The sequence below is a fragment of the Stenotrophomonas sp. GD03680 genome, from assembly GCF_029844625.1.
Classification (GTDB): domain Bacteria; phylum Pseudomonadota; class Gammaproteobacteria; order Xanthomonadales; family Xanthomonadaceae; genus Stenotrophomonas; species Stenotrophomonas maltophilia_P.
Window position 1 is genome coordinate 1 of record NZ_JAOCKC010000015.1, and the last position, 22,603, is coordinate 22,603.

Consider the following 22,603-nt stretch of genomic DNA (forward strand, 5'->3'; position numbering starts at 1 on the left):
GCCCATCCACGCTAGAATTACCCCTTATCGAGTCCCCCAAGCCGCATATGAGCCACTACGAAGGCGATCTTCGCACTCCCGAGTCGGCGCGCTTTGCCATCCTGGCCAGCCGCTGGAACGCCCGCATCACCGATACGCTGGTGGCCGGCGCGCGCCAGAGCCTGGCCGGCAACGGCATCACCGAAGCCAACATCGACGTGATCCGGGTGCCGGGCGCCTGGGAACTGCCGCTGGTCGCCGCACGCCTGGCCGCCGCCCATGAACACGCCGCCATCCTCACCCTCGGCTGTGTGATCCGCGGCGACACCCGTCATTACGAACACGTGGCCGACCGCTGCGCCGAAGGCCTGATGCGCGTGCAGCTGGATTTCGGCGTGCCGGTACTGAACGGCGTGCTGGCGGTGGAGCGCGTGGAAGATGCCGAGGCCCGCGCCGGCGGCAGCCACGGCAACAAGGGCGAGGAAGTCGCACTCGCCGCATTGGAAATGGTCAATCTTCTGGAGCAGCTGCCATGAACAAGAACACCCAGGGCAAGCCCTCCGGTAAACCCGTCCGCCGCGATGGCATTGATCCGGTGCTGCGCTCGCGCGCGCGCCGTCGTGCCGTGCAGGCCGTCTACGCGTGGCAGATCTCCGGCGGCAACGCACAGTCGCTGATCGCCCAGTTCGCGCATGAGCAGGCCCGCGAGATCGCCGATCTGGCGTACTTCGAGGCGCTGATGCACGGCGTGCTCGACAACCGCACCGACATCGACGAAGCGCTGGCCCCGTATCTGGACCGTGGCATCGAGGAAGTCGATGCCATCGAACGCGCGGTGCTGCGCCTGGCCGCGTACGAGCTGCGCTACCGCCTGGACGTGCCGTACCGCGTGGTGATCAACGAGGCCATCGAATCGGCCAAGCGCTTCGGCTCCGAACACGGCCACACCTACGTCAACGGTGTGCTGGACCGCGCCGCCGTGGAATGGCGCAAGGTCGAATCGGGCCACTGACCCGATCGCTGTAGAGCCGTGCCCTGCCTGGCTTGCCGCGCGGGGCAGGGCTGCGTCCGGTAGTGTGGCGCGTGATCGAACTGCAGCCGCGCATGGCCCGGCTGCTACATAAGAGCAGAACGCCCCATGTCCCTGGCCGAATTCGCCCTCATCGACCGTATCCGCGCCCGCACCGCCGAGCGCGACGACGTGCTGCTCGGCATCGGTGACGATGCTGCGCTGCTGCAGCCGCGCGCGAATGAACAGCTGGTGGTGACCGCCGATACACTCAACAGTGGCGTGCACTTCCCGGTGGAGACGCCGGCCTTCGATATCGGCTGGAAGACGCTGGCGGTCAATCTGTCCGATCTTGCGTCGATGGGCGCGCGACCGGCCTGGTGCACCCTGGCGCTGTCATTGCCGGAAACGTCCGAAGACTGGATCGAGGCATTCGCCGATGGCTTCTTCGCATTGGCCGACCAGCATGACGTCGCGCTGATCGGGGGTGACACCACGCGCGGACCGCTGTCGTTGTCTGTCACCGCAATGGGCCAGGTTGGCCGTGGTCAGGCCCTGCGCCGCGACCGTGCACAGGCCGGCGATGACATCTGGGTCAGTGGCACGCTGGGGGATGCGGCAGGTGCGCTGCGCCTGTGGCAACAGGGGGCGCTGAACGTGGCCACGGCCACGTTGCTGGCCGATTACGAACGCCTGCGCGTGCGCCTGCTGCGGCCGACGCCGCGTGTCACCCTCGGCCTGCGCCTGCGTGCCTTCGCGCATGCGGCAGTGGATGTGTCCGACGGACTGCTGGCCGATCTGGGCCACATCGCCCGCCGCAGTGACGTGGCAGCGCATGTCGATACCGATGCGTTGCCGATCTCGCACGCGCTGCGTGAGCTGCTCGGCCGCGATGGCGCGCGCGACTGTGCATTGCGTGGCGGAGACGACTACGAGTTGTGCTTCACCGCGGCCGCCGATCAGCGCGACGCACTGCATTACCTCGCCGAATCGCTGGACCTGCCGCTCACCCGCATTGGCCGCATCGCCGAAGGGCAGGGCGTGCACGTGGATGGCGAAGTGGCCGACGGTGGTTATCAGCACTTCGCCTGACGAATGAGAACGCCGGGCATGGCCCGGCGCTACCGTCCTGACACGGACGGCGTTCATGCACAGGGCGGCGCCTCATGCAGGAGGCAGCACCTTGCCCGGGTTGAGGATGCCATCCGGGTCCAGCGTGGCCTTGATCGCGCGCATGGTCGCCAGCGTGGCGGGAGTGAACGCCTGCGCCATGAAATCGCGCTTGGCCAGGCCAATGCCATGTTCACCGGACAGTGTGCCGCCCAGCGCCAGCGTCAGCGCGAAGATCTTCGGCAGCGCCGCATGCGCTCGCGCGCTCTCATCGGCATCGTCCGGGTGGTACAGGATGTTGACATGCAGGTTGCCGTTGCCGGCATGGCCGAAGGTGACGATGGTCAGGCTGTACTCGCCTGCCAGCGCCTGTACCCCGGCAACCAGGTCGGGAATGCGCGATACCGGCACCACCACGTCTTCGTTGATCTTGCCGGGTGCAACGCTGCGCAGCGCGGGCGACAGTGCCTTGCGCGCCGCCCACAGCTGGTCGCGTGCGCGGCCCTCCATCGCTACGTCCAGTTCCATCATGCCGTCGCCTTCGGCAGCGCTGGCCAGCGCCTGCAGCAGGTAGGGCAGGGTGTCGTGGTCGCCATCGGCCTCGACCAGCAGCATCGCGCCGGCCTCCGGTACGTCGGCGCCATTGAGGCGCAGCAGCTCCAGGCTGCGCGCGTCCATGAACTCCAGGCGGGTGGGTACCACTGGCTGCGACATCAGCCGCGATACCGCGGCGGCGGCGGCATCGGCATCGCGGTACAGCACGCGCAGTCCGGCCTGCGCGACCGGCAGCGGCGTCAGCTTCAAGGTAGCTTCCACGATCAGCGCCAGGGTGCCCTCGCTACCCACCAGCAGGTGGGTCAGGTCGTAGCCGGTGGCATCCTTGGTATAGGCACCACCGCAGCGGATCACCTCGCCGGTGCCGGTGACCGCGACCAGCCCCAGTACGTTGTCTCGGCTGGTGCCGTACTTCACCGCGCGTGGGCCACCGGCATTGCAGGCGAGGTTGCCGCCGACGCTGCAGATCTCCGCGCTGGACGGGTCCGGCGCCCAGAACAGCCCATGCGGTGTCAGCGCCTGCTGCAGGGCGCCGTTGAGCATGCCAGGCTGCACCACCGCGCAACGATCACCGGCACGGATCTCGACGATGCGATCCATGCGGGTGAACGACAGCACGATGCTGCCCGGCAGGGGCACCGCCGCCCCGGTGGTACCGGTGCCCGCGCCACGCGCGACCAGGGCCACGCCGTGCACACGGCAGGCGCGGACCAGCGCCTGCACCTGTTCGGTGTCGGCCGGCAGCGCGACGGCGGCGGGGCGTTGCCGGCGCCATGAGTTGTCCTGCGCATTCGCCTCCAGCGCGGTGTCATCCATGCGCCAGCCCTCCGTGCCCAGCAGGGCGGACAGTTCGGCAACCAGGGCAGCGGGCAGGGCAGGGCTCATGTTGGATCTCGTGGAACAACCGGTACGGAGTGGATGGCCTTACAGGCGGCTTCTGCGCCGGGCATCGGCACGGCAGCGTGGGTGATGATCGAGGGCATCAGCAGTCGTCCAGCCGGAATGCGTCGCGCAGCCAGTGCAGCTGTGGCGGTTCGCCGCTGGCCTCGACCACGTCGAAGCGGCAGGGCGCATCGGCCAGTGCAGGATGCGCCTGCAGGTACAACTGTGCGGCCTGTACCAGGCGCCGGCATTTGCGGGGGTCGACCGAGGCGGCAGCGCCGCCGAAGTCGCTGCGCGCGCGGTACCGCACCTCCACGAAAACCACGGTACCGGCGTCGTCCATCACCAGGTCCAGTTCACCGCTTCGATAACGGACATTGCGCGCGCGTGGCTGCAGCCCGGCCTGTTGCAGGTGCAGCTCGGCGGCGGTTTCCACCGCCGAGCCCCGCTGCGTGCGCTCAGCGACCACCGACGATCGGCATCGGCCGGCCGCCGCTGAAGGTCGACCACGCCGGCTGGCGCAGGATGTTGCCATTGCCATCGAGGAACAGGGTGCCGGTGGCGCCTTCCAGGCCGCCTTCGTTGGCCAGCTTGTCCAGATAGCTGCTGATCTTCCACGCGTCGGCGCCGAAGGCGAACAGGCGGCCGGCGGCACCGCGCGCGCTGGGCAGCGTGCTGGCGACCTGGCTGGCCGACGGCAGGCCGGAGACACTGCGCACGTTCCAGGCTTCATTCGGGTAGACGATGCCGTCCAGTGCCACGTCTTCCTCCACCTTGCCGCTGCCGATGGTCAGCTGGGACGTGCCGACGCGGGTGGCGCCGCCGACACCGGCCAGCGCCAGCTGCGGCGCGAGCAGCCGCGCCTGCGGAGCGCGCACGGCGAGAAACACAGCGTCGACCTGGCCGGCATTGCGCACCTGGGCGCCGACATCGCCCACCGCTTCAGGGACCGATACCGTGGCGGCCACCTGGCCACCGCGCTGGGTGAAACGCTGGGAGAAGGCCGCGGCGGCGCGGCGGCCGGTATCGTCGCTGCTGCTGATGACCAGGGCGCGATTGCGCTCACGGCCACGCAGGTATTCGGCGGCGACGATGCCGTCGTCTTCCGGGGCGAGCGAGAAGCCGGCGCTGCCGGCCGGCGGTGAATCCTTGCCACGGTTCAGCGCCAGCACCGGCACCTGCAGCGGCTGGCGGCCGTATACCGCATCCACTTCATCGCGGCCCAGCGGGCCGACGACGAAGTCGGCACCGGAGGCCACTGCCTTGTCGTATGCAGCCAATGCACCGGCCGGCGTGCCGGCGGTATCGAAGAAATTGATGTCCGGGCGGCGGCGCGATTCGCCGTAATAGGCGGCGAGCAGGCCATCGCGCACCGGCTGTGCCGCGGTGGCAAGGCGGCCACTGAGTGGCAGCAGCACGGCCAGCTTCGCCGGCGGGCGGTAGCCATCGCTCATTGCCGGCGGGCGCTTGCTGGTATCGAACTGGGCGGCACCGTCGCGGTCGAACGGACGCGGAAGCGGCAGGCCGCGGGCGATCAACGCACGGCCGGCGAAGTTGTACAGCGGATCGTTGGCCGGCAGCGCGGCGGCACGGCTGCGCAGGGTGGCATCGTCGAGGGTGCCAAGCAGGCCTGAAATGGCCGCCTGGTTCTCGTTGCGCGCGCTGCCGGTGAGGCCGGCCTGCGCGCGTGCGCGGTCGCTGGCGGCGCCGAAGGCATCGCCAGTGGCCTGCAGGGCCTGGGCACGGGCGAGCAGCCAGCGCGTGCGCAGGCCGGGTGCGACGTTGTCGCCATTGTCCTTGAGCAGGGCCAGCGCCTGTGCGGGTTGCTTGTCAGCCAGTGCCAGCTCGGCGCCGGTCAGCTGGTAACGCTGCAGGCTGGCACCGGACAGCTGTCGGGCGCTGAGCTGCCCCAACAGGCTGCGCGCGCGGGTGCTGTCGCCGGCCAGGTGCCACGCCCAGGCTGCATCCGCCAGGGCATTGCTGCGCGCGCTGCCGCGCAGGGTGGCCGCAAGGCCCTCCAGCTGCATCGCGGCGTCGCGCGGCTTGCCCTGTTCGATCAGCGCCAGCGCCTGGCTCTGGGCCGGCGATTCGGGCGCGCTGGTGAAGCTGGTGGTGGCACAGCCGGCCAGGAGCATCAGCGACAACGAAAGGGCGGAGATGCGTGCGGCGGGCTTGTTCATGATCGGGTCCATGCGATGAGGGCAGCGGCCTTGGCCAGGTACACGCTAGGATTCTACCCTTGCCCCGTGAGTACCGCTGAAATGAGTGTCCCCACCCTGTATGTCGTCGCCACGCCGATCGGCAACCTGGCCGATCTGAGTCCGCGCGCACAGGAGGTGCTGCGTTCGGTAGCGGCGATCTGTGCCGAAGACACGCGGCGCAGCGGCCAGCTGTTGTCCCATTTCGGCATCCAGCAGCCGCTGGTGGCGCTGCACGAGCACAACGAAGACGCCCTGGCGCAGCGACTGGTCTCGCGCCTGCAGGCGGGCGAATCGCTGGCGCTGGTCAGCGATGCCGGCACGCCGCTGGTCAGCGATCCCGGCTTCCGCCTGGTACGGGCCGCGCGTGCGGCGGGCATCCGGGTCAGCCCGGTTCCGGGTGCCTGTGCCGCCATTGCCGCGCTCAGCGTGGCCGGCCTGCCCAGCGATCGCTTCAGTTTCGAGGGATTCCTGCCGGCCAAGGCCAGCGGGCGCCGCGACCGGCTGCAGGCGCTCGCCGGCGAGGTGCGCACGATGGTGTTCTACGAATCCTCGCACCGGATCGCCGAGTCCCTGGCGGACATGGCGGCGATCTTCGGCGGTGAGCGGCCTGCGGTGCTGGCGCGGGAGCTGACCAAGCTGTTCGAGACGGTGCTGGATGGCGATCTGGCGGCCTTGCTGGCAACGGTCGAAGCCGACGAGAACCAGCGCAAGGGCGAGTTCGTGGTGATGGTGCAGGGGGCCGGCGACGACGAGGAAGCGCAGCTGGCCCATGGCCGTCGCGTCTACGCCACATTGAGCGAGCACCTGCCGCCGTCGACCGCCGCCAAGCTGGCCGCCGAGCTGACCGGCGCACCGCGCAAGGCGTTGTACGGCCGGTAGCGCCGGGCCATGCCCGGCGTGCGCGTCGCGCGGCATCGAACAGCCACCGGGCAGGAACCACCCGCGTACGGTAGAATGCGCGCTGGCGGAGCCGGCCAGACAGTCGCGTCATCCCTTGCGGGGTGCCGAGGAAAGTCCGGGCTCCACAGGGCAAGGTGCCAGGTAACGCCTGGGCGGCGCAAGCCGACGGAAAGTGCAACAGAAAGATACCGCCTACGTCTTCTTCGGAAGGCCGGTAAGGGTGAAATGGTGCGGTAAGAGCGCACCGCGAGTCTGGTAACAGACCGGCACGGCAAACCCCACCTGGAGCAAGACCAAATAGGGATCCTTTGGCGCGGCCCGCGTTGGATCCGGGTAGGTTGCTTGAGCGTTGCGGTGACGTAACGCCTAGAGGAATGACTGTCCACGACAGAACCCGGCTTATCGGCCGGCTCCGCCTCCATTCATTTGTGTAGCGCCGGGCCATGCCCGGCGGCATCCTGCCCGCCGTTCAGAAGTCGATGCGGCTTCCGGCGACGAATACGCCCTGCGGCCCGAAGCGGCGTTCATGGATCTGCCCGTGGCCATCACCATCGATCAGCAGCACGGTGCTGGCACGGGTGCCGTAGTCGTCGCCGCGGATGAAGGCCGGGCTCAACCAGCGCTCGCGTTCCAGTCCGATGCCGGTGTCCGGCAGGTCACTGTCGGCAGGCCGGTGTTCGTCGGCCAGCGCGGTCCATAGCGGGGTCAGGTCCGGGGTCAGATCCCTTTCGCTTTGCGAAGGAGATCTGACCCCGTCTTCTTCCAGCCAGGCCGTCAGCGCGGCCATCAGCCGCTGTGTCTTCGGCCAGGGGGCATCCAGTGCGCCGTTGGACATGCCATGCACGCCCGGCCCCAGGCGCTGCCGTTCGGCAGGGTGGTTGCCCAGATACTCCAGGCTGTCGCTATCGGCCAGCAGCAGGTTGAACGGGGCGTAGGCGCCGGCCACGGCCGCCAAGCGGTCGATATGCACTGCGGCCGGGTCGCGGCCACGCAGGAAGTCGGCCACCAGCGCGCCACGCGAGGGACCGGTCTGGGCGGCCAGCGGATCGCGCACATTGGTGACCACCGCCATACGGCCGCCGGCACCGACGCCGGCCCAGCCTCCTCCGGAGCGGAGGTCGCGCCCGCCGATGACGGAGGTCTCATCCTGCCAGCGGGCCAGCGCCGCAGTGGGGCGGGCGTGGAACTCATCACGGTTGCCGGTCATCACCAGCCGCCAGTGCGGGTGGTGCATCCAGCCAAGAGCAAGCAGGCACATGACGTCATTGTGCCCGGTTTGCGCAGTCTGGCGCCGCTTTCAGCCAGTTCCCGATGAATGCGGGGGCGATGTTTCACGCCCCCTGCACAGGCCTGAACTTCCGTTCAATCTCAAAAATTGAGACGGATCAGCAACTTGTGGATAAGCCTTGAACAATTCTCTAAAGGTTGCTGCAAGCCATTGATGTGGCTGGCGATTTCCCTGCGGAAAAGTTGTTGACAACCCTTCGCTCGCTGCTAAGGTGGGCATCAGAGGGAAATCCGGGTGTTTTGTGGGTTTTCGTGGTTCAATGTTTCACCGGGCGAAGGACAAGGTGCAGGCGTCGTGTTTCAGGGCGAGACGGCCATCACAGTTGACGACAAGGGGCGCATGGCGGTTCCCACCGCTTACCGCGACCTCGTCGCGCGCGCCAGCAACAACCGTCTCGTGTTGACCTACAACCCGTTCGAAGCCGGCTGCCTGTGGCTGTATGCCGAGTCCGAATGGGAGCGGGTCCGCGACGATGTCATGTCCAAGCCCAATACCCAGCGTGTCGTGCGCCTGTTGCAGCAGAAGCTGGTCGGCTCGGCCGCCCACCTGGAGCTGGACGGCAACGGTCGTATCAGCATTCCCGCCAGCCACCGCGGTGCGGTGGGCATAGAAAAGAAGGCGGTATTGCTCGGTATGGGCGACAAGTTCGAATTGTGGAGCGAGCAGGCGCATCGTGCCCTGATCCAGCAGACGTTGTCTGACGAGGATCTGGGCGATGGGTTGCTCGACCTGAAGTTGTGAGCCGGGGTGCCCGGATGCGCCCAGGAGCGCAGGCCGGTCACCTTCCGGTGTCGCAGTCGCCGGCGGTGCACCTGCCGGTCCTGTACACCCAGGTCCTGGACGGCCTGAGGGTGATCGAAAACGGACGTTATCTGGATGGCACGTTCGGTCGTGGCGGTCACGCACGTGGCGTGCTCACCCAGTTGGGGCCGGAGGGACGCCTGCTGGTCATGGACAAGGATCCGGAAGCCATCGCTGTGGCCGAGCGCGACTTCGCGCCGGACCCGCGCGTGTCGATTTTCCGTGGCAGCTTCGCCCAGCTGCTGCAGTGGAACGAGACGGCCGAAGGCCTGGATGGCGTGCTGTTCGATCTCGGCGTGTCCTCGCCGCAGCTGGACGTGGCCGAACGTGGTTTCAGCTTCGGCAAGGACGGCCCGCTGGACATGCGCATGGATCCGGACAGCGGCGAAAGTGCCGCGCAGTGGATCAACCGCGTCGAAGAGCGCGAGATCGCCGACGTGCTGTGGACCTACGGCGAAGAGCGGCAGAGCCGGCGCATCGCCCGCGCCATCGTTGCCCGCCGCGAGAAGCAGCCGTTCTCCCGCACCGCCGAACTGGCCGAACTGATCGCGTCGGTGATGCCCCGTGGCAAGGACAAGATCCATCCGGCCACTCGCAGTTTCCAGGCCATCCGCATCCACATCAACCGCGAGCTGGCCGATCTGGAGGCCGGGCTCGACGCGGCGGTGGAACGGCTCAAGCCCGGCGGCCGGCTGGCGGTCATCAGCTTCCATTCGCTGGAAGACCGTATCGTCAAGCAGTACATGAACCGTCTGGCCAAGGCGCCGCCTGCCAACCGCCGCCTGCCTGAAGCGGTCGCGTTCGTGCCGACCCTGGACCTGATCGGCGGGGCCATCAAGGCCACGGACGACGAACTGGCCGCCAACCCGCGCGCGCGCAGCGCCGTGCTGCGCGTGGCCCAAAAGCGGGAGGCCGACGCATGAGCCGCCTGCTGCTGATCATTCTGCTGGCCTCCACCGTGGCCTCGGCGATCGGCGTGGTGTTCGTGCGCCACCGCCACCGGCAGACGTTCATCGAGCTGTCGCGCGCCGAGCGTGCGCGCGATGACCTGAACATCGAATTCGGCCGCCTGCAGCTGGAACAGGCCACCCTGGCCGAAGCCAACCGCGTCGACCGCATCGCCCGTGAAAAGCTGGGCATGAAGTTCCCCGAAGCCGCCGACGTAGTGGTGGTGCGCCCATGAGCAAGACCGGCCGCAACCGTCCACGCAACGCCTTCAACCTGCGCCAGCGCCTGCGCTGGGTGGCACTGGCGCTCGGCCTGTGTTCGGTGTCGCTGGTCGGCCGCGCGGCCTACGTGCAGATCATCAACAGCGATTTCTACCAGCGCCAGGGCGAGGCCCGCTACCTGCGCGAGCTGCCGATCAAAACCTCGCGCGGCATGATCACCGACCGCAACGGCGAACCGCTGGCGGTCTCCACCCCGGTGGCCTCGATCTGGGTGAACCCGCAGGACCTGCTGCGCGCGCCTGACCGCATTCCGGAATTGGCGCAGGCCGTGGGCATGTCGGTGGACGAGCTGAGCAGCCGCCTGTCGCAGAAGTCGGACAAGGAATTCATGTACCTGCGTCGCCGGATCAATCCGGACGAGGCAGAAAAGGTGGTCGCGCTGAAGATTCCAGGCGTGGCCGCGCAGCGCGAGTTCCGCCGCTTCTACCCGCAGGGCGAAGCGATGGCGCATGTGCTGGGTTTCACCAACATCGACGACCGCGGCCAGGAAGGCCTGGAACTGGCGTTCGACGAATGGCTGCGCGGCAAGCCGGGCGCGAAGCGGGTGATCCGCAACCGCAAGGGCGAGACCGTCGAGAGCGATCTGCTGCGTGCCGCCGAACCGGGCAAGGACCTGACCCTCAGCATCGATCGCCGCATCCAGTACCTGGCCTTCAAGGAACTGCGCAATGCGCTGGTGGCCAACAAGGCGGCCGGCGGTTCGATGGTCATCATGGACGTGACCACCGGCGAGATCCTGGCCATGGTCAACCTGCCGACCTACAACCCGAACTCGCTGACCGGTGCGTTGCCCGATTCGCGCCGCAATCGCGCGGTGACCGATCTGGTCGAACCGGGCTCGACGATGAAGCCGTTGACCATCGCCACCGCGCTGCAGGCAGGTGTGGTGACCAAGGACACCATCGTCGACACCAATCCGGGTTACATGACCCTGGGCCGCTTCACCATCCGCGACGTGCCGCGCAACAACGGGGTACTGAACGTGACCGGCGTGATCACCCGCAGCTCCAACGTGGGTGCCGCCAAGGTCGCGGCGAAGATGCCCGACCAGACCTTCTATGACGGTGTGCGGCGCTTCGGCTACGGCTCGGTACCGCACAGCGGTTTCCCGGGTGAGTCGGGAGGTGTGGTGATGCGTCCGGGCCGTTGGTCGGGAACCACCAAGACCACCATGTCCTATGGCTACGGCCTGTCGGTCACGCCGTTGCAGATCGCCACCGCGTACTCGGCGCTGGCCAACGGTGGTCGCCTGATCGCACCGACCTTCGTCAAGGGGCAGCGCAACGAAGGCCAGCAGATCATCGACGAGAACGTCGCCAAGCAGGTGGTGGCGATGATGGAAACGGTGGTCACCCAGGGCGGCGCCAAGCAGGCGGCGGTCCTGGGCTACCACGTCGCCGGCAAGACCGGTACTGCGCGCAAGGCCGGCCCCGGCGGCTACGAGCGCGGTCACTACAACGCGCTGTTCGCCGGCGTGGTGCCCGCCACCAACCCGCGCTTTGCCACTGTCATCGTCATCAATGATCCGCAGGCCGGCAAGTTCTACGGCGGCCTGGTGTCGGCGCCGGTCTATCACAACGTGATGGAAGGCACTCTACGCCTGATGGATGTGCCGCTGGACGACCTGCAGTCGTGGCTGGCCGCGCAGCAGTCCGGAAAGATGGGGCACTCGGCCTCGATCCTGCCGGCCCCGCCGGCCGAGACCGCGCTGCCGGTCGATGCCGCCGCCGAATTCGATGCCGCGCTGCCCAGCGCGCAGGTCCAGACGCCGCCCGCCACGGGAGGCACGCAATGAGCCCTTCGATGTTGCTTTCGCAGTTGCTTCCGGACGTGGCCCTGGCGGGCCATGATCCCGTTCTGACCGGCCTGGTGCTGGACAGCCGTGCCGTACGCCCCGGCAATGCCTTCGTGGCCATCGCCGGCTTCGGCGCACATGGCCTGGGCTTCGTCGATCAGGCGCGCGCGGCGGGCGCCGGCGCGATCCTGTTCGAGCCACCGGCACCGGACGATCTGCCCGCACCGGCCGATGCCATCGCGGTGCCGGGCCTGCGCGCACGCATGGGCGCAATGGCTGACCAGTTCCACGGTGCACCGTCGCGGGCAATGGCGATGGTGGGGGTCACCGGTACCAACGGCAAAACGTCCACCGTGCAGCTGCTGGCCCAGGCCTGGCATCTGCTGGGCACTCCCAGTGGCAGTATCGGCACGCTGGGTGCTGGACTTTACGGCGCGGTCGAGCCGACCGGCTTCACCACGCCGCTGGTGCTGCAGATGCATGCCCTGCTGGCGCAGCTGCGCGACCAGGGTGCGCGTGCGGTGGCGATGGAAGTCAGTTCACATGCGCTGGACCAGGGCCGCGTCGATGCCGTGCATTACGACGTGGCCGTGTTCACCAACCTCACCCGCGATCATCTCGATTACCACGGCGACATGGCCAGCTACGGCGCGGCCAAGGCCCGCCTGTTCCATCGTCCTGGCCTGAAGGCCGCGGTGATCAACCTCGACGACGCGTTCGGGCGTCAGCTGTTCGCCGACCTGCCGGCCGGCGTGCTGCCGATCGGCCTGAGCTCGCGCGGTACCGACGGCGCCGTCGTGCTCGCCGACGCGCTGCAGCTGGACGGCCGTGGCATCGCCTTCGACCTGGTGATCGAAGGACAGCGCGCAGCTGTCCGATCGCCGCTGCTGGGCCGCTTCAACGTCGACAACCTGCTGGCCGTGGCCGGCACCCTGCACGCACAGGGCCAGTCACTGCCGCGTATCGCCGAGGTACTGTCGGCGCTGCAGCCGATCCGCGGCCGCATGAACCGCCTTGGCGGCGAGCAGGGCCTGCCGACCGTGGTCATCGACTACGCGCACACGCCGGATGCACTGGAACAGGCACTGGACAGCCTGCACGGGCATCTGCAGGGCACGCTGTACTGTGTGTTCGGCTGTGGCGGTGAACGTGACACCGGCAAGCGCCCGCAGATGGCGGCCATTGCCGAGCGGCTGGCCAACCAGATCATCGTGACCGATGACAACCCGCGTGGCGAGGACGGTGACCGCATCGTCGCCGACATCCTTGCAGGATTCACCGATGCCGGCGCGGTGACCGTGCAGCGCAACCGTGCGCGCGCGATCGGTCTGGCCGTGAAGCGCGCCGGTGCCGGCGACATCATCCTGATCGCCGGCAAGGGCCATGAGCCCTACCAGGAGATCAAGGGCGTACGCCACGACTTCGACGATACCGAAGTGGCGGCCGCTGCACTGGCTGCCAAGGCCGGTGTGCTGGCGGCGGAGGGTGCACGATGAAGCGCACCCTGCTGTCGCTGATCGCGCACTGGGCCGGCGGCGAGATCCACGGCGACGATGTCGCCATCGATGCCATCAGCAACGATACCCGCAGTCTTGGCCCGGGCAGCCTGTACGTGGCCCTGCGTGGCGAGCGCTTCGATGGCCATGACTTCGCCGCCGACGCGCAGGCCCGTGGCGCCAGCGCGCTGCTGGTCGAGCGCCTGCTGCCGGTCGAGCTGCCGCAGGTGCTGGTCGCCGACAGCGAACTGGCGCTGGCGAAGATCGCCACGGGCATGCAGCGCGACCGCAGCACCGAGGTCTTCGCGATCACCGGCAGCAACGGCAAGACCAGCGTGAAGAGCCTGCTGCTGGCCATCCTGCAACAGGTGGCGCAGCACGCGCACAAGGTGGTCTATGCCAACCCGGGCAACCGCAACAACGAGATCGGCCTGCCACTGGCGGTGATCGATGCGCCGGAAGATGCCGACTACGCCGTCTACGAGATGGGCGCCGGCAAGCCGGGCGACATCGCCTACCTGACCGATATCGCCCGCCCGCGCTATGCGCTGGTCAACAACATCGCGCCTGCGCATCTCGAGCGGATGGGCAGTCTGCTCGGCGTGGCCACCACCAAAGGCGCCATCTACGCCGCACTGCCGGCCGACGGCGTGGCGGTGATCAATGCCGATGATGCCTACGGACGCTGGTTCGAGCAGCACTTCGTCGGCGTTCCGCCGCGCTGCCGCGTGCTGCGTTACGGCCTGGAACACACTGCCGACATCACCGCGCGTGACATCCGCGCCGGTGCGCAGGGCAGCCAGTTCACGCTGGTCTCGCCGATGGGCGAAGCACGCGTGGTGCTGGGCCTGCCGGGCCGCCACAACGTCAGCAATGCGCTTGCTGCCGCCAGCCTGGCGCTGGCTGCCGGCATCGACCTGGCATGGGTCGCCGCCGGCCTGGCCGACGCACAGCCGGTGCCCGGACGCCAGATCGCCCACCAGCTGCGCAATGGTGCGGTGCTGGTGGACGACAGCTACAACGCCAATCCCGGTTCGCTGGCCGCCGCCATCGATGCGCTGGCGGCCGCCCCGGAAGAGGGCTGGCTGGTGCTGGGTGACATGCGTGAGCTTGGCCCGGATGCGCAGTCGCTGCACGCGCAGGCCGGCGTCCGCGCGCGCGCCGCAGGGCTGAAGCGCCTGTATGCGCTCGGTCCGCTCAGTGCCGCCGCCGCCGCCGCGTTCGGCGAAGGCGGCCGCCAATTCGCCACCCATGACGCGCTGTCGCAGGCGTTGAAGGACGAGCTGCACGCCGGCGTGCGCTGCCTGGTCAAGGGTTCCCGTGGCAGCGCCATGGACACGATCGTCAAAGCGCTGCTGGCGCAAGGAGAGGAATCCCCGCATGTTGTATGAACTGGCTCGATGGTTGCAGCAGTTGGAGAGCCTGTTCGGGCTGTTCAACTACCAGACGTTCCGCGCCATCCTTGCCGCGTTGACGGCCCTGTTCCTGTCGCTGTGGCTCGGCCCGGCGATGATCCGCAAGCTTGCCCAGTTCAAGGGCGGCCAGCCGATCCGCAAGGACGGCCCGCAGACCCATTTCTCCAAGGCCGGCACGCCGACCATGGGCGGTTCGCTGATCCTGCTGACCGTCACCCTGTCGGTGCTGATGTGGGCCGACCTGCGCAACCGCTACGTCTGGCTGGTGCTGGCGGTGATGCTGTGCTTCGGCGCGATCGGCTGGTACGACGACTGGATCAAGATCGTCCGCCGCGACCCGAACGGCTTGAAGTCGCGCTGGAAGTACCTGCTGCAGTCGATCTTCGGACTGGCCGCCGGCCTGTTCCTGTTCTATACCGCCGATGTACCTGCCGCACTGACCTTCTACATTCCGATGTTCAAGTCGGTGGCGCTGCCGCTGGCCGGAATCGGCTTCGTGACCATCGCCTACTTCTGGATCGTCGGCTTCTCCAACGCGGTCAACCTGACCGATGGCCTGGACGGCCTGGCGATCATGCCCACCGTGCTGGTCGCCTGCGCGCTGGGCGTGTTCGCCTACGCCTCCGGCAACGTGGTGTTCGCCAACTACCTGCAGATCCCGCAGATTCCCGGTGCCGGTGAGCTGGTCATCATCTGCGCCGCCATCGCGGGCGCCGGGCTGGGCTTCCTGTGGTTCAACACCTATCCGGCGATGGTCTTCATGGGCGACATCGGCGCGCTGGCGCTGGGCGCGGTGCTGGGCACGATCGCGGTGATCACCCGCCAGGAACTGGTGCTGGTGATCATGGGCGGCGTATTCGTCATCGAGACCCTGTCGGTGATGATCCAGGTCGCCTCGTTCAAGCTGACCGGCAAGCGCGTGTTCCGCATGGCGCCGATCCACCACCATTTCGAACTGAAGGGCTGGCCGGAGCCGCGGGTGATCGTGCGCTTCTGGATCATCTCCGTCGTGCTCGTGCTGATCGGCCTGGCCACGTTGAAGGTGCGCTGACGATGAACGACCTGTCCCGCCAGGCAACACGCCTCGAAGCCATCGAAGGCAGCTACGACAAGTGGCTGCTGGGTGCGATGCTCGCGCTCACCGGGCTGGGCGTGGTGATGGTGGCGTCGAGCTCGATCGCGTTGATGAGCAGCCCGTTCTACTACCTCAACCGCCACCTGGTGTTCCTGGCGATCGGCATCGTGCTGGCGGCCATTGCCGCGCGTACCGAGCTGAAGTCCATCGAGCAGTACAACCAGGTGCTGCTGCTGGGCTGCTTCGCACTGCTGCTGGTGGTGTTCATTCCCGGTCTGGGCAGCAGCGTCAATGGTGCCCGCCGCTGGATCAACCTGGGGGTCTCCAAGTTCCAGACCGTGGAAGCGGTGAAGGTGCTGTACATCGTCTGGCTGTCCAGCTACCTGGTGCGCTTCCGCGACGAGGTCAACGCGACCTGGCCGGCGATGCTCAAGCCGCTGGGCGTGGCCGGTGCGCTGGTGGTGCTGCTGCTGCTGCAGCCCGACTTCGGTTCGTCGACCCTGCTGCTGGCGATCACGGCCGGCATGCTGGTGCTGGGCGGAGTCAACATGCCGCGCATGTCGATGCCGGTGATCATCGGCCTGGTCGGCATGAGCGCGCTGGCGATCATCGAGCCGTACCGCATGCGCCGCATCACCTCGTTCCTGGACCCGTGGGCCGACCAGCAGGGCGACGGCTACCAGCTGTCCAACGCGCTGATGGCGGTGGGGCGCGGCGAGTGGACCGGCGTCGGCCTCGGCAATTCGGTACAGAAGCTGTACTACCTGCCCGAAGCACATACCGACTTCATCTTCTCGGTGACCGCCGAGGAATTCGGCTTCATGGGCACCTGCGTCATCATCGCCCTGTTCGCGCTGCTGGTCGGCCGCACCTTCTGGCTGGGCATGCGCTGCGTGGAAATGAAGCGCCACTTCTCCGGCTACATCGCCTTCGGCATCGGCCTGTGGATCAGCATGCAGACCTTCGTTTCGATCGGCGTGAACCTGGGCATCCTGCCGACCAAGGGCCTGACCCTGCCGCTGATCTCCTCGGGCGGTTCGTCGGTCCTGATGACCTGCGTGGCGATGGGCCTGCTGCTGCGCGTGTCCTACGAGCTGAAGCGTGCCGAGCGCCGCCAGGCCGTGCGCATCGGCGGCGGCGACGATGCTGCCACCGCACCGGCCGAAGAGCCGTCCGCCCCGTCCGCGGGGTCGCTGCCGATGGGCGCGGACGCGCCTGCCGGCGCGGGCCCTGCCGTGCGTGGCACCAGCCGCCTGCAGTCCCGCGTCGAACCGACTTTCGGGAGGCTCGGATGAGCGCTGCCGACCACAACGTTCGCCCGGTGATGATCCTGGCCGGTGGTACCGGCGGGCATATCTTCCCGGGGCTGGCCGTGGCCCGCGTGCTGCGCGAGCGTGGCGTGCCGGTCACCTGGATGGGCGCCGAAGGCGCGATGGAAACCCGGTTGGTGCCGCAGCACGACATTCCGATCGACACGCTGTCCATCACCGGCCTGCGTGGCAAGGGCAAGCTGGCACTGCTGGGCGCACCGTGGCGGCTGATGCGCGCGTTGCGTGCGGCCGGCATGATCATCCGCCGTCGCCAGCCGCGTGCGGTGATTGCCTTCGGCGGATTCGCCTCGGGACCCGGTGGCATGGCCACCCGCCTGCATGGGCTGCCACTGCTGGTGCACGAGCAGAACCGCGCACCCGGCATGACCAACCGCATCCTGTCGCGCTACTCGCGCCGCCTGCTGACCGGGTTCCCGGGCACCTTCGCCAAGGGTGAAGAAGCGGTGGGCAATCCAGTGCGCGCGGAGATCGCCGCGATCGCGCCGCCGGAACAGCGTTTCGCCGATCGCCACGGTCCGTTGCGCGTGCTGGTGGTGGGTGGCAGCCAGGGTGCGCGCGCACTCAACAGCGGCGTGCCGCAGGCCATCGCAGCGCTCGGTGCCGAAGTGCCGGTGCAGGTGCGCCATCAGAGCGGCGAGAAGCTGCACGCCGAAGCGGTCGAGGCCTATGCCAAGGCGGGCGTGCAGGCGCAGATCACGCCGTTCATCGCGGACATGGCCGAGGCATTCGCGTGGGCCGACCTGGTCGTGTGCCGTGCCGGGGCATCGACCCTGGCCGAGTTGTGCGCGGTCGGTGTCGGCAGCGTGCTGGTGCCATTCCCCGCCGCCGTCGACGATCACCAGACCCGCAACGCGGAGTATCTGGTCGAGCGCGGCGCGGCGGTTTTGCTGAAGCAGGACGGAACGCTGGCAGACGGCATTGCCGCACTGCTGCGCGATCTGTCCGAAAATCCCGGCCGCCGCATGCAGATGGCGCAAGCCGCGCGTGCCCTGGCCAAGGTCGATGCCGCCGAGCGCATCGCCGATATCATTCTCGAGGAAGCTGTATGAAGAAGGCATGCCAGCGCGCCTGCCCTGCGCGAGGCCGCGCATGATCCGTCGCCTGCACGACACCAACGACCTGGTGCGCGCCTTCCCGCGCGTGCACTTCGTCGGCATCGGCGGCACCGGCATGAGCGGCATCGCCGAAGTGATGCTGACGCTGGGTTATGAAGTGTCCGGTTCGGACAATGCCGACAATGCGGCCACCCGCCGCCTGGCCGGCCTGGGCGCACGCATCATGCGTGGCCATTCGGCGGCCAATGTGCTGGGCACCGACTGCGTGGTGGTGTCCAGCGCGATCCGCGAAGACAACCCGGAGCTGATGGAGGCGCGCAGCCAGCGCATTCCGATCATGCCGCGTGCGGCGATGCTGGCCGAGCTGATGCGCTTCCGGCGTGGCATCGCCGTGGCCGGCACCCATGGCAAGACCACCACCACCAGCCTGACGGCAGCGGTGCTGAGCGAGGGCGGCCTGGACCCGACCTTCGTGATCGGTGGCCAGCTGCTGGCCGCCGGCGCCAATGCCAAGCTGGGCGGTGGGCAGTGGCTGGTGGCAGAGGCCGATGAGAGCGATGGCAGCTTCCTGCGCCTGAATCCGCTGATGTCGATCATCACCAACATCGATGCGGACCACCTGGAGAACTACGGCAACGACTTCGCCCGGGTGCAGGCCGCATTCGCCGAATTCCTGCAGCGCCTTCCGTTCTACGGGCTGGCGGTGCTGTGCATCGACGATCCGGAAGTGGCTGCACTGGCCGCCAGGACGCCGCGCCACGTCATGAGCTACGGCATGAGCCCGCAGGCCGACGTGCGCGCCGAGAACGTGGTGCAGGAGGGCTCGCGCATGCGCTTCACCCTGCGCCTGCCGCAGGGCACCAGCCAGGAAGTGGTGCTGGCACTGCCGGGCCGACACAACGTGCTCAACGCGCTGGCCGCCGCTGCGGTCGGTTGGCAGCTGGGCGTGGCACCGGATGCAATTGCCCGTGCGCTGGAGGCCTTCGCCGGCGTCGGCCGTCGCTTCAACGACCTGGGCGAAGTCACCACCGCCAGCGGTGCCAGGGTGCGGATCATCGATGATTACGGTCATCACCCGAGCGAACTGGAGGCGGTGTTCGCCGCTGCCCGCGGCGGCTGGGCCGACAAGCGCCTGGTGGTCGCGTTCCAGCCCCACCGCTACAGCCGCACCCGCGACCAGTTCGACAAGTTCGCTGCAGTGCTGTCCAGCGTCGACGCGCTGGTGCTGAGCGAGGTCTACCCGGCCGGCGAGGAGCCGATCGCAGGTGCCGATTCGCATGCGCTGGCACGCGCCATCCGCGCCCGCGGCCGCAGCGAGCCGGTGGTGGTGGGCAAGGCCGCCGAGCTGGCGAGCGTGCTGCCGGACGTGCTGCAGGATGGTGACCTGCTGCTGATGATGGGGGCCGGCGATATCGGCGCCGTCGCCACCCACATCGCAGTGGAAGGCTTCAAGGCGGAGGGCGAGGCGTGAGCACGCTGACCTTCCCGCCGCTGCGCAGTACCGACCCGGCCGTGTTCGGCCGCGTCGCCGTGCTGCTCGGCGGCACCTCCAGCGAGCGCGAGGTGTCGCTGGACTCCGGCCGCAACGTGCTGGAGGCGCTGCAGTCGCGCGGCGTCAATGCGTTCGTCGTGGACGGCATTCCGGCCCTGGCCCGGGCATTGGCGGGCGGCGGCATCGATCGCGTGTTCAACATCCTGCACGGCCACAACGGTGGCGGAGAGGATGGCATCGTGCAGGGCCTGATGGACGCCTTCGGCGTGCCGTACACCGGCTCGGACGTGCTGGGTTCGGCATTGAGCATGGACAAGATCCGCACCAAGCAGGTGTGGCTCTCGGTCGGTTTACCCACCCCGCAGTACCGGAAGGTCACTGCCGAGACCGTCCACGCACAGGCGCGCGAGCTGGGCCTGCCGGTGGTGGTCAAGCCGGCCAACGAAGGCTCGAGCGTGGGCATCAGCCGTGTGACCGACGAAGCAGGCCTGGACGAGGCGGTGGCGTTGGCCGCGCGCTACGACGGCCAGCTGCTGATGGAGCAGATGGTGGTCGGCGACGAGCTGACCGTCGCCATCCTTGGCGACGTCGCACTGCCGTCGATCCGCATCGTGCCCAAGGGCCAGTGGTACGACTACAACGCCAAGTACATCGCAGAAGATACCCAGTACCTGTGCCCGGGCCTGGACGGCGAGGCCGAGGACGAGATCCGTCGCATCGCGCTGGCCGCGTTCCGCGCCGCCGGCTGCCGTGGATGGGGGCGCGTGGACGTGATGCGTGACCGGGCCAGTGGCCGCTTCTTCCTGCTGGAAGTGAACACCGCGCCGGGCATGACCAGCCACTCGCTGGTGCCCAAGGCGGCCCGCCAGGCCGGCATCGGCTTCGAGGAGCTGGTGTGGCGCGTGCTTGAACAGACCCTGGAGGCTGGCCACGCATGAACGCGGTGCTGCGCATCTTCGTCTGGCTTCTGGCGCTGTCGGTGGTGGCACTGCCGGTGGTGGCCGTGGTCAATGGCTGGGTCGGCGCCGAGCGCTGGCCGCTGGCGAAGCTGCGCGTGCACGGTGAATTCAAGCGCGTGCCGGCCGAGCAGCTGCAGCAGGTGCTGTTGCCGTATGCGCGTGCCGGGTTCTTCGCGGTCAAGCTGCAGGATGCGCAGGACGCACTGGAGAAGCTGCCGTGGGTGGAAAGCGCGCAGGTGCGCAAGCAGTGGCCTGACGTGCTGGAAGTGACGCTGGTCGAGCACAAGCCTTTCGCCCGCTGGGGCGAGGGTCGCCTGCTGTCCGAGCAGGGCAAGCTGTTCCCCACGCCGAAGAAGCTGGCCGACCTGCAGCTGCCCGAGCTGGATGGCCCCGACAGCCAGACCGAGGAAGTGGTCAAGCTGTACAACGATTCACGCGCGCTGTTCGCGCCTGCCGGCGTCGACGTGCGCCGGCTGACCATGGATGCGCGCGGCAGCTGGTCGCTGGTGCTGAGCAACGGCACCGAAGTGGTGGTAGGACGCGATGACGCCCGTTCGCGCCTGCAGCGCTTCGTGCGCGTGCTGCCACAACTGGCCAACCAGGCTGCGCCGATCGAGCGCGCCGATCTCCGCTACACCAATGGTTTCACGCTGAGCTGGGGCACCCCGGCCGCGCCGGCTGACGCGCCGGCGACCCCGGCAAGAAGGACGCAGGAAAGGACATGAATCGCAAGGGTGACAAATCGCTGATCGTCGGCCTGGATATCGGCACCTCCAAGGTGGTGGCGCTGGTGGGCGAGTATTCGCCGGGCAATCCGATCGAAGTGATCGGCATCGGATCGCACGAGTCGCGCGGCCTCAAGCGCGGCGTGGTGGTGGACATCGAATCGACCGTGCAGTCGATCCAGCGTGCGGTCGAAGAGGCCGAGCTGATGGCCGGCTGCGAGATCCGTTCGGTCTACGCCTCGATCTCCGGCAACCACGTGCAGTGCAAGAACTCGCCGGGAATCGTGCCGATCCGCGATGGCGAGGTGACCTGGGGCGACCTGGACCGCGTGCTCGACGCTGCCAAGGCGGTGGCGATTCCGGCCGACCAGAAGATCCTGCATGCGATCCCGCGCGAGTACGTGCTGGATGATTCGCAGGAAGGCATCCGCAACCCGGTGGGCATGACCGGTGTGCGCCTGGAAGTGCATGCACACCTGGTGGTGTGCGCGCAGTCCGCCGCCGCCAACATCAGCAAGTGCGTGCAGCGCTGCGGCCTGCAGGTGGATGATCTGGTGCTGTCCTCGCTGGCCTCCAGCGTGGCGGTGCTGACCGCCGACGAACGCGAGCTGGGTGTGGTGCTGGTCGACATGGGCGCAGGCACCACCGACATCGCGGTGTTCGTGCAGGGCGCGATCTGCCACACCGCATCGCTGCCGATTGCCGGCGACCACGTCACCAACGACATCGCGCACATGCTGCGCACGCCGACCCCGGAAGCCGAGCAGATCAAGGTGCGCTACGCCTGCGCCCTGGCCCAGCTGGCCACTGCCGAGGAGAGCATCCAGGTGCCGTCGGTGGGTGATCGCCCGCCGCGGCGCATGCCGCGCCATTCGCTGGCGCAGGCAGTGCAGGGCCGCTACGAGGAAATCTTCGAGATGGTGCAGGCCGAACTGCGTCGCTCCGGCTTCGAAGAGCTGGTGCGCGCGGGCATGGTGCTCACCGGCGGTGCATCGAAGATGGAAGGCGTGGTCGAGCTGGCTGAAGAGATGCTGCAGATGCCGGTGCGCGTGGGCATTCCGCAGCACGTCACCGGCCTGGGCGAAGTGGTCGGCAACCCGGTGCACGCCACCGGCGTGGGCCTGCTGCTGATGGGCAGCCAGATCGAGCATCCGCGCCGGCCATCGCTGCCGACCGGGCGCGCCGGCAGCATGTTCAAGAAACTCAAGACCTGGTTCCGCGGCGAGTTCTGACGCGGAACCCGTAACGCCGGGCATCGCCCGGATGCAACACCCGCAACACAACGCAACACCGGCAACACACAACC

General features: G+C 68.2%; 21 protein-coding genes and 1 other RNA gene. 18 read left to right on the plus strand and 4 right to left on the minus strand.

What is annotated here, in order from left to right; genetic code table 11:
- Positions 1 to 47: 47 nt before the first annotated feature.
- From ribH to thiL, 3 genes are all read left to right on the plus strand, one after another.
- Positions 48 to 515: a 6,7-dimethyl-8-ribityllumazine synthase gene (ribH, locus tag N5J29_RS14375; RefSeq protein ID WP_010481977.1), complete on the plus strand. Its 468-nt coding sequence runs from the start codon at positions 48 to 50 to the stop codon at positions 513 to 515.
- Positions 512 to 991 (plus strand): transcription antitermination factor NusB, encoded by a 480-nt coding sequence (gene nusB / locus N5J29_RS14380; RefSeq protein WP_128989124.1) that lies wholly within the window; start codon positions 512 to 514, stop codon positions 989 to 991. Before ribH ends, nusB begins: the two co-directional genes overlap by 4 nt.
- Positions 992 to 1,117: 126 nt before the next feature.
- Entirely contained in the window at positions 1,118 to 2,080 is a 963-nt protein-coding gene (gene thiL, locus N5J29_RS14385; RefSeq protein ID WP_164151686.1) for a thiamine-phosphate kinase, read from the plus strand.
- Positions 2,081 to 2,152: 72 nt separating this feature from the next.
- Here thiL and N5J29_RS14390 read toward each other — a convergent pair whose 3' ends face one another.
- The 3 genes from N5J29_RS14390 to N5J29_RS14400 all read right to left on the minus strand — a co-directional run bounded on the left by N5J29_RS14390 (position 2,153) and on the right by N5J29_RS14400 (position 5,715).
- Positions 2,153 to 3,538 (minus strand): FAD-linked oxidase C-terminal domain-containing protein, encoded by a 1,386-nt coding sequence (locus tag N5J29_RS14390; RefSeq protein ID WP_279924460.1) that lies wholly within the window; start codon positions 3,536 to 3,538, stop codon positions 2,153 to 2,155.
- Positions 3,539 to 3,635: 97 nt separating this feature from the next.
- Positions 3,636 to 4,004 carry a YraN family protein gene (locus N5J29_RS14395; RefSeq protein WP_065182806.1) on the minus strand — a complete coding sequence of 123 codons (369 nt, stop codon included), beginning with the start codon at positions 4,002 to 4,004 and terminating at the stop codon, positions 3,636 to 3,638.
- Complete coding sequence (locus N5J29_RS14400; protein ID WP_128989130.1) at positions 3,994 to 5,715, minus strand: penicillin-binding protein activator; 1,722 nt, start codon at positions 5,713 to 5,715, stop codon at positions 3,994 to 3,996. The genes N5J29_RS14395 and N5J29_RS14400 overlap by 11 nt, the downstream gene beginning before the upstream one ends.
- An 81-nt stretch (positions 5,716 to 5,796) precedes the next feature.
- On the opposite strand from N5J29_RS14400, the gene rsmI reads away from it, so the two are divergent.
- On the plus strand, positions 5,797 to 6,615 hold the full coding sequence (rsmI, locus tag N5J29_RS14405) for a 16S rRNA (cytidine(1402)-2'-O)-methyltransferase (protein ID WP_053516466.1): 819 nt from the start codon (positions 5,797 to 5,799) through the stop codon (positions 6,613 to 6,615).
- An 87-nt stretch (positions 6,616 to 6,702) separates the two neighbouring features.
- Positions 6,703 to 7,054: RNase P RNA component class A (rnpB, locus tag N5J29_RS14410), an RNA gene on the plus strand.
- 51 nt (positions 7,055 to 7,105) lie between these two features.
- On the opposite strand, the gene N5J29_RS14415 is transcribed toward rnpB, so the two are convergent.
- Positions 7,106 to 7,894, minus strand: a complete 789-nt coding sequence (locus N5J29_RS14415) for an NRDE family protein (RefSeq protein WP_164151682.1) — start codon at positions 7,892 to 7,894, stop codon at positions 7,106 to 7,108.
- A gap of 324 nt (positions 7,895 to 8,218) precedes the next feature.
- Here N5J29_RS14415 and mraZ point away from each other — a divergent pair, with 324 nt between their 5' ends.
- Genes mraZ through ftsA form a run of 13 tightly spaced genes read left to right on the plus strand, consistent with a single transcriptional unit; the run spans position 8,219 to position 22,529 of the window.
- On the plus strand, positions 8,219 to 8,665 hold the full coding sequence (mraZ, locus tag N5J29_RS14420; RefSeq protein ID WP_004143635.1) for a division/cell wall cluster transcriptional repressor MraZ: 447 nt from the start codon (positions 8,219 to 8,221) through the stop codon (positions 8,663 to 8,665).
- Positions 8,666 to 8,679: 14 nt separating this feature from the next.
- Complete coding sequence (gene rsmH / locus N5J29_RS14425) at positions 8,680 to 9,648, plus strand: 16S rRNA (cytosine(1402)-N(4))-methyltransferase RsmH (protein ID WP_164151680.1); 969 nt, start codon at positions 8,680 to 8,682, stop codon at positions 9,646 to 9,648.
- On the plus strand, positions 9,645 to 9,908 hold the full coding sequence (gene ftsL, locus N5J29_RS14430; RefSeq protein WP_053516463.1) for a cell division protein FtsL: 264 nt from the start codon (positions 9,645 to 9,647) through the stop codon (positions 9,906 to 9,908). The genes rsmH and ftsL overlap by 4 nt, the downstream gene beginning before the upstream one ends.
- Entirely contained in the window at positions 9,905 to 11,749 is a 1,845-nt protein-coding gene (locus tag N5J29_RS14435) for a penicillin-binding transpeptidase domain-containing protein (protein WP_065182805.1), read from the plus strand. The genes ftsL and N5J29_RS14435 overlap by 4 nt, the downstream gene beginning before the upstream one ends.
- Complete coding sequence (locus N5J29_RS14440) at positions 11,746 to 13,245, plus strand: UDP-N-acetylmuramoyl-L-alanyl-D-glutamate--2,6-diaminopimelate ligase (RefSeq protein WP_164151678.1); 1,500 nt, start codon at positions 11,746 to 11,748, stop codon at positions 13,243 to 13,245. The genes N5J29_RS14435 and N5J29_RS14440 overlap by 4 nt, the downstream gene beginning before the upstream one ends.
- On the plus strand, positions 13,242 to 14,636 hold the full coding sequence (murF, locus tag N5J29_RS14445; RefSeq protein ID WP_164151676.1) for a UDP-N-acetylmuramoyl-tripeptide--D-alanyl-D-alanine ligase: 1,395 nt from the start codon (positions 13,242 to 13,244) through the stop codon (positions 14,634 to 14,636). The genes N5J29_RS14440 and murF overlap by 4 nt, the downstream gene beginning before the upstream one ends.
- Positions 14,626 to 15,711: a phospho-N-acetylmuramoyl-pentapeptide-transferase gene (gene mraY, locus N5J29_RS14450; RefSeq protein ID WP_053516457.1), complete on the plus strand. Its 1,086-nt coding sequence runs from the start codon at positions 14,626 to 14,628 to the stop codon at positions 15,709 to 15,711. Before murF ends, mraY begins: the two co-directional genes overlap by 11 nt.
- A 2-nt stretch (positions 15,712 to 15,713) precedes the next feature.
- Entirely contained in the window at positions 15,714 to 17,030 is a 1,317-nt protein-coding gene (gene ftsW, locus N5J29_RS14455; protein ID WP_065175812.1) for a putative lipid II flippase FtsW, read from the plus strand.
- Positions 17,027 to 18,115 carry an undecaprenyldiphospho-muramoylpentapeptide beta-N-acetylglucosaminyltransferase gene (gene murG, locus N5J29_RS14460; RefSeq protein WP_065175811.1) on the plus strand — a complete coding sequence of 363 codons (1,089 nt, stop codon included), beginning with the start codon at positions 17,027 to 17,029 and terminating at the stop codon, positions 18,113 to 18,115. Before ftsW ends, murG begins: the two co-directional genes overlap by 4 nt.
- A gap of 40 nt (positions 18,116 to 18,155) precedes the next feature.
- Complete coding sequence (gene murC / locus N5J29_RS14465) at positions 18,156 to 19,592, plus strand: UDP-N-acetylmuramate--L-alanine ligase (RefSeq protein WP_053516454.1); 1,437 nt, start codon at positions 18,156 to 18,158, stop codon at positions 19,590 to 19,592.
- Complete coding sequence (locus N5J29_RS14470; protein WP_164151674.1) at positions 19,589 to 20,551, plus strand: D-alanine--D-alanine ligase; 963 nt, start codon at positions 19,589 to 19,591, stop codon at positions 20,549 to 20,551. Before murC ends, N5J29_RS14470 begins: the two co-directional genes overlap by 4 nt.
- Positions 20,548 to 21,297: a cell division protein FtsQ/DivIB gene (locus N5J29_RS14475; protein WP_053516451.1), complete on the plus strand. Its 750-nt coding sequence runs from the start codon at positions 20,548 to 20,550 to the stop codon at positions 21,295 to 21,297. The genes N5J29_RS14470 and N5J29_RS14475 overlap by 4 nt, the downstream gene beginning before the upstream one ends.
- Positions 21,294 to 22,529: a cell division protein FtsA gene (gene ftsA, locus N5J29_RS14480; RefSeq protein WP_005408083.1), complete on the plus strand. Its 1,236-nt coding sequence runs from the start codon at positions 21,294 to 21,296 to the stop codon at positions 22,527 to 22,529. The genes N5J29_RS14475 and ftsA overlap by 4 nt, the downstream gene beginning before the upstream one ends.
- The last annotated feature ends 74 nt before the right edge of the window (positions 22,530 to 22,603 follow it).